This window comes from Novosphingobium naphthalenivorans NBRC 102051 (assembly GCF_001590985.1).
Lineage (GTDB): Bacteria > Pseudomonadota > Alphaproteobacteria > Sphingomonadales > Sphingomonadaceae > Novosphingobium > Novosphingobium naphthalenivorans.
Genome location: NZ_BCTX01000122.1, coordinates 1 through 9,384, shown reverse-complemented (window position 1 = coordinate 9,384; position 9,384 = coordinate 1). Strand labels below are relative to the sequence as shown.

Annotated in this window: 10 protein-coding genes; 4 read left to right on the top strand and 6 right to left on the bottom strand. The window is 58.4% G+C overall.

The window, feature by feature from the left end:
* Positions 1 to 638 (top strand): DDE-type integrase/transposase/recombinase (locus NN5_RS22970; RefSeq protein ID WP_157081294.1); only part of this gene is annotated, 638 nt, incomplete at its 5' end.
* 89 nt (positions 639 to 727) lie between these two features.
* Complete coding sequence (locus NN5_RS22965) at positions 728 to 1,504, top strand: cytochrome P450 (RefSeq protein WP_084385128.1); 777 nt, start codon at positions 728 to 730, stop codon at positions 1,502 to 1,504.
* 189 nt (positions 1,505 to 1,693) lie between these two features.
* Here the strand turns inward: NN5_RS22965 and NN5_RS22960 are convergent, their stop codons facing one another.
* The 6 genes from NN5_RS22960 to NN5_RS22935 form a co-directional block, all read right to left on the bottom strand.
* A complete protein-coding gene (locus NN5_RS22960; RefSeq protein ID WP_067738784.1) occupies positions 1,694 to 3,073 on the bottom strand; it encodes an NAD-dependent succinate-semialdehyde dehydrogenase in 1,380 nt (459 codons plus the stop codon).
* Between the two features lie 62 nt (positions 3,074 to 3,135).
* Positions 3,136 to 3,936, bottom strand: a complete 801-nt coding sequence (hpaI, locus tag NN5_RS22955) for a 4-hydroxy-2-oxoheptanedioate aldolase (RefSeq protein WP_067738781.1) — start codon at positions 3,934 to 3,936, stop codon at positions 3,136 to 3,138.
* An 18-nt stretch (positions 3,937 to 3,954) separates the two neighbouring features.
* Complete coding sequence (locus tag NN5_RS22950) at positions 3,955 to 4,737, bottom strand: FAA hydrolase family protein (protein ID WP_067738788.1); 783 nt, start codon at positions 4,735 to 4,737, stop codon at positions 3,955 to 3,957.
* A 59-nt stretch (positions 4,738 to 4,796) separates the two neighbouring features.
* A complete protein-coding gene (locus NN5_RS22945) occupies positions 4,797 to 5,912 on the bottom strand; it encodes a cupin domain-containing protein (RefSeq protein WP_067738779.1) in 1,116 nt (371 codons plus the stop codon).
* A 22-nt stretch (positions 5,913 to 5,934) separates the two neighbouring features.
* Positions 5,935 to 6,927: an ornithine cyclodeaminase family protein gene (locus NN5_RS22940; protein WP_067738777.1), complete on the bottom strand. Its 993-nt coding sequence runs from the start codon at positions 6,925 to 6,927 to the stop codon at positions 5,935 to 5,937.
* Positions 6,924 to 7,481 carry a carboxymuconolactone decarboxylase family protein gene (locus NN5_RS22935; RefSeq protein ID WP_067738774.1) on the bottom strand — a complete coding sequence of 186 codons (558 nt, stop codon included), beginning with the start codon at positions 7,479 to 7,481 and terminating at the stop codon, positions 6,924 to 6,926. Before NN5_RS22935 ends, NN5_RS22940 begins: the two co-directional genes overlap by 4 nt.
* A 99-nt stretch (positions 7,482 to 7,580) precedes the next feature.
* Here NN5_RS22935 and NN5_RS22930 point away from each other — a divergent pair, with 99 nt between their 5' ends.
* Together NN5_RS22930 and NN5_RS22925 are read left to right on the top strand one after the other, a co-directional pair.
* Positions 7,581 to 8,474: a LysR substrate-binding domain-containing protein gene (locus tag NN5_RS22930; RefSeq protein ID WP_067738772.1), complete on the top strand. Its 894-nt coding sequence runs from the start codon at positions 7,581 to 7,583 to the stop codon at positions 8,472 to 8,474.
* A 138-nt stretch (positions 8,475 to 8,612) separates the two neighbouring features.
* Positions 8,613 to 9,320 (top strand): IS6 family transposase, encoded by a 708-nt coding sequence (locus NN5_RS22925; protein WP_067738770.1) that lies wholly within the window; start codon positions 8,613 to 8,615, stop codon positions 9,318 to 9,320.
* The last annotated feature ends 64 nt before the right edge of the window (positions 9,321 to 9,384 follow it).

Below are 9,384 nucleotides of genomic sequence, written 5' to 3'. Positions count from 1 at the left end.
TCACCAGCCCGGCCTATGTCGTGATCAAGGCCGCCGATCAGTTCCACACCAAGACCACCCGGCCCAACGAGATGTGGCAGACTGATTTTACCTACTTCAAGATCATCGGATGGGGCTGGATGTACCTGTCGACCGTGCTCGACGACTTCTCGCGCTACATCATCGCCTGGAAGCTGTGCACCAACATGCGAGCCCAGGACGTGACCGATACGCTGGATCTCGCCCTCAAGGCCTCGGGCTGCGACAGCGCCACGGTACTCCACAAGCCCAGGCTGCTCAGCGATAACGGCCCCAGCTACATCGCCGGCGAACTGGCTGAATATATCGAGGCCCAGAAGATGAGTCATGTGCGCGGCGCCCCGCTACACCCGCAGACCCAGGGCAAGATCGAGCGCTGGCACCAGACCCTGAAAAACCGCATCCTGCTGGAAAACTACTTCCTGCCCGGCGACCTCGAGGCCCAGATCGAGGCCTTCGTCGAGCACTACAACCACCAGCGTTACCACGAGAGCCTGAACAATGTGACGCCCGCCGACGCCTACTTCGGCAGGGCTCCGGCGATCATCCAACAGCGTGAAAGGATCAAGCGACAGACCATCGAACATCGGCGCTTGCAGCACCGCAAGCTCGCCGCGTAACATCAACCCCCAGACGAGGCCCGCACTCCGCTAATTTACGCCGCGAGTTGCGCCAAATGTTCTGACGACTGACAGACCTGACCATTGATATGCTGGCCATCCTGTTCGATTTCCCATGGGAAGAACGGCACAAGCTGCGCCTCTGGTCTGACGCGATCACCTCGCTTGATATGATCGCCAACCGCCCTGAAGAGCGCGTCGCTCATCTGTTCGCCATGGCGTCGCGGTTCCACGAGCTTTGGCAAGAGCGCTCTGCAGCCGCGCCCGGTTCAGATCTGTTGTCCATGATGATCCACTCCAATGATCTGGCGCAAATGGATGCCGCCGAGTTCATGGGCAACATGGCAACCTTGATCGTCGGCGGAAATGACACGACCCGCAATTCGATGTCGGGAATGGTTGAAGCCTTCAGTCTATGGCCAGACGAATGGGACAAGCTGTGCTCCAATCCGGAGCTCATCCCAAATGCGGCTAGTGAAATCATTCGCTGGCAATGCCCCGCGATCCATATGCGGCGCACAGCGCTGGAAGACGTCGAATTCAGAGGACATCAGATCCGCAAGGGTGACAAGCTCGTGCTTTGGTATATCTCTGCCAATCGGCAGGAGGATGTCTTCCCTGACGGTGACAGGTTCCTCGTCGATCGGCAAAACGCACGGCGCCATTTGTCGTTCGGATATGGTATTCACCGCTGCGTGGGCGCACGTCTCGCCGAATTGCAGATCCAGATCTTGCTAGAAGAGATGATCAAGCGGAACATGCGGGTAAGCTTGGCTGGACCGGTCGATCGTGAACCGCACCCGTTTCTCGCAATTGTGAATTCCGCGCCTGTCATGACGATGTTTAAATCGAGCAGCATCATCTGACTTGCTGATGAAGTGGTCGTTAGGGCACTAGAAGGGCTAAGTTAACTCAACTGCACGGTCGCCGATTCCCATGATTGCGAGTTTTGCGCTGGCGAACAAATGCAGAAGATGGATCTCTTGAAGTTCCCGTTTCATATCGCTCTCAGTTGATTATCCAACTTGTTAAAAAGTGAAAGATTCACCTCCCAATCAAGCTTGGCGAATCCACTGCAGTTGGGCGTTTGAGAACTCCTTCAACCCGAAGTGAGAGAGCTCGCGGCCATAGCCACTATTCTTGATGCCCCCGATCGGCACTCTTGGATCTGAGGCAGAAAGGCCATTTATGTAAACAGCGCCCGCTTCTATTCGTGCAGCCAAGTTGGCAGCTCGGCCAGTGTTGCGGGTCCACAGCGCGGAAGACAGCCCAAAGTCACTGTCATTTGCGAGCGAGATGGCGTGCTCGGCGTCGTTTGCGACCAAGATCGGAGCAACTGGTCCGAAGGTTTCTTCGCGGCAAATCGGCATGTCGTTCGTCACGTCAACCAGCACTGTCGGCGGATAGAATGCACCCCGGCCTTCGGGAATGAGACCACCAATCAAGATCCGGGCGCCCCTGGCCACGCTGGCTTGAACCAGGTCATGAACCTCAGCTCGCAACCGTTCACGCGCCATCGGCCCCATTTCTGTGACAGGGTCTTCGGGATTCCCAACCTTGATCTTAGATGCCTCGGCGACAAATCGATGAGTGAACTCGTCTGCAATGGGACGTTCAACAATAATGCGCTTGGCTGCGATGCACACTTGTCCGCAGTTCTGGAAGCGTGCGGTTACGGCAGCTGTAACGGCGCGATCGAGATCTGCGTCCGCCAGGACAATGAACGGATCAGAACCACCCAACTCCAACAGCGACTTCTTGAGATTTCTGCCCGCCTCGGCCGCGAGCGCCGCGCCCGCCGCGACTCCTGCTGTCACGCTCACACCGCAAATTCTGGTGTCGCTCAATAGGCCGGCGATTGCGTCGCGGCTTGCGTTGACCACCTTAAATGATCCGGCTGGGAAGCCGGCATCTGCGAAACATTCCCCAAGCGCCAATGCGCTTCCCTGGACATTATCAGCGTGCTTCAGAACAAAGCCATTGCCAGCCGCCATGATTGGAACTGCCGCACGCAGCACCTGCCAGATCGGAAAGTTCCAAGGCATTACGCCGAGAACGACGCCTAACGGCAAGTAGCGGACCGTGGCCACGCCGTCCGTTCCAAGCTCGGATATCTCGGCGGCGAGAAGGTGCTCGAGATTGGCTGCATACCACGCGCAAAGGTTCACGCACTTGTCGACTTCACCAAGCGCGGCTGAGATCGGCTTCCCCATCTCAGCCGTAATCAGGGCTCCAAGCAGATCTCGCTTCGCTTTCAGCGTCTCGCCGAGCTGGTCCAGTAGCCTCGCTCGAGTGGACACTGCGAGCGAGCGCCAGGCTTGGTATCCTGCATCAGCCTCCGCCACGGCTGCTTCCAGTTCGAACGAATCCATGGCCGGATAAGAGGCAATTTCCATTCCGTTGGCTGGATTGATCGACACTGATTTGATGCGCATGAAGAAATCCTGATTGGATGTGGACTAGAATCTGTCGAACGTCCCCGTTTCCACGAGGTTGGTCAGTATACCGCCGCGTTACCAGTGTTTGGCTTTGGGCTATTCGCATCCAACTTGAATCGTGCCGCGAGGGCTTCGGCACCGCGAGCCAGGACCGTCACATCCGTTCCAACAGCGACGAAAGATGCTCCCAGCTCAATGTAGCGCCGGGCCAGACGTTCATCGGCGATGAGGATTCCTGACGGCTTACCGCATGCCGCGATCCGTCCCAGGGCATCTTCAATCGCAGCTTGCACCTCAGGATGGCCTGGATTGCCGAGATGGCCGAGGTCGGCAGCTAGATCCGACGGACCGACAAAGATGCCGTCAACGCCCTCGATCTGAGCAATCTCTTCAAGCCGATCGAGGCCAGCTTGACTTTCGATCTGAAGCAGCAGGCAAATCTCGAGGTGCGCCTCGTGGAGATAATTTGGTGTGCGGTTCCAGCGACTGGCGCGTCCTATGGCCGAACCGATTCCCCTGGATCCATGGGGGGGGTAGCGTGTTGCGCGGACCATGCTTCGGGCCGCTTCCGCCGTCTCGATCATCGGGACCAGCAAGCTTCTTGCGCCGATGTCCAGGTATTGTTTGACCAGGACGGGATCGGCAACAGGAAGGCGGACCACCGGTTCGGTGGTGCCGGCAGCAACGGCCTGCAATTGCGAAAGGACAAGTGGGATATCATTGGGTCCATGCTCCGCATCGATAAGGAGCCAATCGAACCCCGCTCCGGCGCAGATCTCGGCGGTATATGGGACTGCTAGCGCCTGCCACATTCCAATTTGCGTCTTCGCCTCGGCAATGGCCTGCTTGAAGGCATTCATGCCTGCTCTCCCGTCTTGTTATGTGAAGGATATTTCAACGCGACCGAAGGCGCCAAAGTCGCCGACAATATGACTGCCGACGGGAGCTTCGATCGGACGTATGAACGAGCCAGACAAGACGATCTGCCCCTTCTCGATCGACTGGCCATATGCGCCTAACCGCTGCGCAAGCCAGGCCATCGACAGCAGCGGATTGTCGAGCACGCCAGCACCAAGACCGGTTTCTTCAATCTCGTTGTTGCGCGAAACGATTGCGCCGATCCAACGCAGATCTTCCGGTCTGAAACTGCGGACCGGATCACCAAGGACAATCCCGCCGTTGGCTGCGTTGTCCGAAATCGTGTCGAAGACTGTCCGCATTCTGCCAGTCTGCGGGTCAGTCCGAGTGATCCGCGTATCTAGGATTTCCAGCGCAGGTGCGATGTAGTCGGTGGCCTCGGCGATCTCCTGGGGCGTCGCATCAGCGGCCACGTCTCGCTTCATCACAAACGCGATTTCAGCTTCGATTCTCGGCTGAATGAAGCGACCCGCGGCAATAGTGCTGCCATTCGCAAATGCCATCGACTCCAGAAGTACGCCAGAATCTGGTATGTCGATCTGCAGAGCGGACTGCATCGCTTTCGAAGTTAGGCCAATCTTCCAGCCGATCACTGGGTCGCCGCGCTCTCGCTTCATCCGAACCCATTCGGCCTGGATCGCGTAGGCATCATCCATCGTGATGGTCGGGTAGTCTTCGCTGAGTAAACGAATTTGGTTGCCAGTGCGTTCTGCTCCATCGAGCGCGAGAGCAGCAGCGTGCACGGCCTCACCCGGAAGGGTGAGGCCGGTCGGGCCGCTAGTTACGCGGGACACTGCGCCCATCAGGCTGCAGACTTGCGGTTCGTGTCGAAGCCCATCTGGGCACCGAGCAGAGCAGGCGGTTCCTTGAGATTTTCCTGCCAAAGCAGCGCTTCCATGGCAATCGTCAAGGGCTGGTTCTGGATGGTCAGTTCGTAGACGTAATCGTCATACGAGGCGTGGTTGTGTACCGCCCAGCCGGGTGCTGACAGCATCAGATCGCCAGCCTTCCATTCGTAGACGTTACCGGCAACCGTACTGCGACCGGAACCCTTGAAATAGTAGTTGATGGATTCCGAAACGTGACGGTGCGGCCGATCGACGATCTTCGGCGGTCGGATGGTAATGGTCGCAAAAAAGTTCGGGGTAGTCCCGTTGGTTCGACCGGTCATCGGATTGTAAAGCAGGTAGAGCCTGCGGCCCACGTAATCCTGACCGAGATCCTGAAGCTTCTTGAGTTCAGTTTCCACGCGTTCCCACGGCCAATGTAGGGCATTTGACTCAACCGAAGGCGGATTTATCAGCTTCTCGTAAGGCATGAGCATCGCGCCGTCGTCACCGATCTCGAATGTCCCGTAAGGGCTGTTCCGGCGGGGATTTATTGCATCTTCATCGTCGTGGACGAGACCGGCGAGCAAGGGAGGGTTCGCTTCCCAGTGGTGAACTTCCATGAACTGCAGAAGCGGGACATTCGTATAGGTCAAGAAGACCTGCAGTTCGGTGCCGGTGTTCTCGCGCCAGTAGGGGACGAATGACGGCGTATTGTAGACATCGTACTGGCGGAACGGAATGCGGCGCCCACCGACGTTGGCTACACCTTCGCCTCGGATGCAGAAGTTAACTTCGGTGGCGTTGTGCCGGAAAGGCTCGGTCCGCTCGCCCGGTTTCAGCACGTTGAGAGTTACCTGAACCGATGTCGCCAATCCCGGCGACTGCGCGTTTGCGCGAGGATGTACGATCAACGAGCTGCGACGTCCGTTTTCGGGCAGGGCAATCGATGCGAGCCTTTCAACTTCCTCGTCGATCTGTTCCTTGGTGATGATCGCCGGCGCCCACGGCTCATTCTGCCGATAGTTCTGTCCGCTTATGTCGACGAATTTTCCGACGGTATCGGCAAAATCGGTACGAAAGTCGCTCATCGTATTTCTCCTCAGGAAAGGCTCAATTCTTGGTCAATCGGGGTGCTTGCCGGGTGATCGAGGGAAGCGGCTTCCCAAGCCCAGCGCTGCGCGCGCGCTCGAGGATTGCGATGCCTAGCGACAGGTCGGAAATACCCATGCCCATCGCCTTGAAGAGCGTAAGATCGGTGCTTTCCGGGCGGCTCGCCCCACCTGCCACGAGGTCCGAGAGCGGTCGGAGCCGCGCCCATGCGTCTTCGTCGTGACCGAAGCTCTCTTGGAATTCGCGACTCAACTTTCGCACTTGCGGTACGCTGTCGGCGGCACACAGCGTCGTGCGCGCCAGCAAGGCTGGTTCGAATTCGGCGCGTTCGGGGGTAATTGCCCCAACTGCGTTGATGTGGACCCCACTGGGTAAGGCATCGGCGGTCAAAAACGGGACCCGTGCCCGGGTCGCCAGCGTAACAATGTCAGCAGCATCGAGCGCCTCATCGAGGGCTTGGGTAGCGACGGCCTCGATCCCCAAGCTTGCCTCGACCTTCGCGGCCAGCGCCTCGCGATTGGCGGGCGTTGGGCTCCATACCGTCACTCTTTCAAGCTTTCTAACCGCAGCTACTGCAGCCACCTGCGTGATCGACTGCTTTCCCGCCCCGATCATGGCCATTCGGGTTGCATTCTCTCGCGACATCAGATCTGTCGCGAGACCGCTAATCCCGCCGGTTCGCATCTGACCAAGTGCGAACGCTTCTATGATTGCAAGGACGCTGCCGTTGTTCGCGTCGATCAGGATAAGCAACGGCATTGCGCCGCCTGCCGTATGAGCCCAGGTCTTTGTCCCGACAATTCCCAAGCCCTCGAAAACGGCACCAATCGCATGCAAGGTCGAACCGTTAGCCCAGGTCGCATGGGTCTTAACCATATTGCTTGCACGTCCAGCAGCTTCCTGCCGGAGACCGTCGCGCAAAGCTTCGATGGATTCGGGTAGCGACATGACCGAAACTGCTTCGGCCTCGGAGATCCAGATTCCTCCGCTCATTGGCCGCCTCCCTCGAAAATCGAGGGCACCGGTGGCACCAAGCCGAGACTGTTTACGATCAAGGCATGGGTGATGTATCGACCGACCAGGAACAAGGTAGCCATCGCTTGCTCGACACCGATCTGGTCGATGACAGCGTCCAGTTCGGATTCGACAGATTTTCCACGGCGCTCAATCAGGGCAACAGCCAAGCGTTGCACGGCGCGCTCCGCGTCCGACAGCAGGACAGCGTTGTCTGGATCGACCTGCTCGACTGCGGCAACCCAGTCTTCGCCAAACCCGAGCTTCTTAGAGAGCCGTTCGTGCTGGTGCAGTTCGTACCGGTTCTCCATCAAGGTCGCCACTGTGAGCGCCCCCGTTTCGGTCAGGCGGTCCGGGAGCGCCTTCTTGAGGTTCTCGGTCATCTCCATGAACGGGGCGAGGACATCCGGCTGGTGCCCGGCACACCGGAAAAACTCTCCCAAATAGCCAAGTCTCTCAACCCTCGCGCGCAATACGTCCTGCACGTTCGGCGCCAGTTGTTCGAAAGATAGCCTTGGAATCTGAGCACTCACAGATCGTCGCTCCCGCTGGTTGCGATTGAGCTATCTGCTACTTTCTGTCGTATCGGAAATACATTATAGGACACTCGGTCATACCTATGGAGTATAAGCATGGACCTCAGGCAGATGCGTTTCGTTGTGGCTGTTGCCGAGGAGCTCAGCTTCACCAAAGCAGCCGCTCGCTGCCACGTCTCGCAGCCTCCGCTCAGCCGCGCGATCCGCGAGCTTGAGGAGGAGTTGGGCCTGCAATTGTTCGAGCGAGATACCCATTCTGTGCGCGTGACACTCGCCGGACAGGCCTTAATCGCCGATGTCCGCGTTGCCCTCTCAGCGTTGGAGAAGGGCGTCGAAAGTGCGCGCAGGACTGCGGCCGGTCTCAAGGGCGCGCTGAAAATCGGCTTTGGTGGATCAACAGTCTATTCGCTGATGCCCTCGCTGGTTAGGCGCTTCCGGTCGAGCGCAAGCGACGTCGATCTGGAATTCTCTGCGATGCCTGTCCTTAGTCAGATCGAGGCCCTGCGGTCGGGAGTTATCGACATCGGCTTGTTGCGGCTTCCGATCTTCGACGAATTGATCGAGACGCGTTTTGTGCACAGTGAACCCCTGGTCGTCGCCTTGCCGGAGGGTCATGAGCTTCTTTCGAGAAGCGGACCTGTGGCTATGAGCAGCCTGCGAACCAGCAAGTTCATCACCTATGAGCCGACACGAGGCTTCAATTTCCATTCCGACTTGCTCGCGCTGTGCAGGCTATCCGGCTTCAATCCCGAAATAACTCATCAAGTTCCAACGACCGAAGCCGTTGTCGGGATCGTCGCCTGCGGCGAGGGTGTGGCCGTCCTGCCCGCTTCCGCCGAACGGTTGCGGATGAAGGGAGTCTTCTTCCGCCCACTCAATGCAAAGCGGATACCTGAGCATTTGTCCCAAGTCCGCTTTGGACTGGCCTGGTGCAAAGAAGGTGCGCCAGCGACCGCGCTTCAATTCGTCGAGCGCGTGGCGCCGCTGTAGCCTGCCTCGGTCCTAGATGACGCTTGTTTCAAGACGACGCAAGAGGCGGATAACGTAGTCGGGATACTTCGCCACCATGTCGGAAGGCATTGTCAGAGGAAAGTCGCGTGGGGAGCAGGTAGCTGGTAACGTTGCCGGATGACCCGGCCTGCGAACCCGTTTCGGTACTTCAAGTCGTCGCCTGAGGTGATCCGGCTTGCGGTGCTGCTGTATGTGCGTTTCCCGCTGTCGTTGCGGAACGTCGAAGACCTGCTGTTCGAGCGTGGTATCGACGTTTGTCACGAGACCGTGCGGCAATGGTGGAACCGCTTCGGTCCGCTATTTGCAGCGGATATCCGGCGGCAGCGGGTCAGCCGGATGCGAGGCTTTCGGCAGTGGCGTTGGCACCTCGACGAGATGTACGTCAAGCTAAACGGCGAGATGGTCTACCTCTGGCGTGCGGTTGATCACGAAGGCGAGGTGCTCGAGAGCTACATTACCCGGAAACGAAACAAATCTGCGGCTTTGGCCTTCATGAAGAAGGCCTTGAAGCGCCATGGCAAGGCGGACAAGATCGTTACCGACGGGTTGCGCTCGTATCCGGCGGCGATGCGGGAACTGGGCAATCTCGATCGCCAGGAAACCGGACGCTGGCTGAATAATCGCGCTGAGAATTCCCACTTGCCGTTTCGACGACGCGAACGTGCCATGCAGCGCTTTCGCCAGATGAAGTCGTTACAGAAGTTTGCCTCGGTTCACGCCTCGATCCACAACCATTTCAGCCAGGAACGCCACCTCGTCGACCGTCAAACCTACAAGACCCGCCGCTCGGCCGCGCTGGCCGAGTGGCAGTCGCTTGCGGCCTGAGATCCGGCCAGGGTCGGGAGCGGTTTGACCAACGGAGAGCGTTTTGCGTTAGACTGACACCTCC

What these genes read in the sequence shown, in the direction of transcription:
- hpaI (WP_067738781.1), bottom strand. Translation starts at nt 3,936, where the DNA reads ATGAATGCCTTCAAGCAGGCCATTGCCGAGGCGAAGACGCAAATTGGA.
- NN5_RS22940 (WP_067738777.1), bottom strand. Translation starts at nt 6,927, where the DNA reads ATGAGCGGAGGAATCTGGATCTCCGAGGCCGAAGCAGTTTCGGTCATG.
- NN5_RS22925 (WP_067738770.1), top strand. Translation starts at nt 8,613, where the DNA reads ATGACCCGGCCTGCGAACCCGTTTCGGTACTTCAAGTCGTCGCCTGAG.
- NN5_RS22965 (WP_084385128.1), top strand. Translation starts at nt 728, where the DNA reads ATGCTGGCCATCCTGTTCGATTTCCCATGGGAAGAACGGCACAAGCTG.
- NN5_RS22930 (WP_067738772.1), top strand. Translation starts at nt 7,581, where the DNA reads ATGGACCTCAGGCAGATGCGTTTCGTTGTGGCTGTTGCCGAGGAGCTC.
- NN5_RS22945 (WP_067738779.1), bottom strand. Translation starts at nt 5,912, where the DNA reads ATGAGCGACTTTCGTACCGATTTTGCCGATACCGTCGGAAAATTCGTC.
- NN5_RS22960 (WP_067738784.1), bottom strand. Translation starts at nt 3,073, where the DNA reads ATGCGCATCAAATCAGTGTCGATCAATCCAGCCAACGGAATGGAAATT.